The organism is Brachyspira catarrhinii, from assembly GCF_005518285.1.
In the GTDB taxonomy this organism is placed as follows: domain Bacteria; phylum Spirochaetota; class Brachyspiria; order Brachyspirales; family Brachyspiraceae; genus Brachyspira; species Brachyspira catarrhinii.
In genome coordinates this window covers 1-556 of sequence record NZ_SJDU01000742.1, presented here as the reverse complement: position 1 = coordinate 556, position 556 = coordinate 1, and the positions used below count along the sequence as shown (strand labels likewise).

The following is a 556-nucleotide window of genomic DNA, read 5'->3' as shown; positions in this document are numbered from 1 at the left end:
CGGCGGATTTTGCGAGCATTACGAAAGAATAGAGGATTCCGTCAAAAGAGAATTATTCGAAGAAACGGCGATAAAATTGGATAAAGTTAATTTTCTTATGAGCGGAAGCAACGAATACATTTACGAAGGAACGATGTATGTTACCTCCGACATTTATTTTTACGCGAAATTGGATTATATTCCAGAAGTAAAACCTTCCGATGACGCTTTGGAGGTCGTATTTATAGAAAAAGAAAATATCGACTTCGACAAAATCGCATTCGAGTCTTCAAAAGAGGCTTTGAATTTTTATTTTAACCGTTGACATGTTTTTTTAACATGCTATAATCTATTCGTAAATTAAAAAAATATTTAAATTAATTGCTATTGACATAATTTTAAAAAGTTGTATAATATTTTTAATTAATTAATGTTTGAAAAAAGTCAAATAAATAGTTGACAAAAATTTTAAATGTTATATAATTTAGCGATATTGATATTTAAAAAATTAAAATAAACTATTGACAAATTTTTTAAATATTGTATAATTTGAAAATATTTATTTGATTATTTAAAT

General features: G+C 25.4%; 1 protein-coding gene. It reads left to right on the top strand.

The window, feature by feature from the left end:
- The coding region (locus EZH24_RS13290) for an NUDIX hydrolase (RefSeq protein ID WP_137999476.1) at positions 1–304 on the top strand (304 nt) is incomplete at its 5' end.
- Positions 305–556 lie beyond the last annotated feature (252 nt).